We start from the raw sequence: 264 nt of genomic DNA on the forward strand, positions 1-264 counted from the left end.
CGGTTATCCTGTTCTCGATCTTGAGAATTTCTTCACAGACATTCATAAATACATGAGAAACCTGGAGGAAGTCATCATCAGAACCATCGCCGAATACGGCCTGAAAGGAGAACGTTCGCCGGGTGAAACCGGAGTATGGCTGGATGTGGGAAAACCGTATGCCCGAAAAATCTGTGCGATGGGCGTAAAAGCTTCCCGTTGGGTAACATTGCATGGTTTTGCTCTCAATGTGAACACCGATATGCGGTATTTTGAATATATCAT

Annotated in this window: 1 protein-coding gene; it reads left to right on the plus strand. The window is 45.5% G+C overall.

The genetic code is table 11. The features are described 5' to 3' along the window. A partial coding sequence (gene lipB, locus ACR9ZK_RS22290; RefSeq protein WP_481344118.1) for a lipoyl(octanoyl) transferase LipB occupies window positions 1–264 on the plus strand: 264 nt, incomplete at both ends.

The organism is Monashia sp. HAY1-5C (assembly GCF_056755255.1).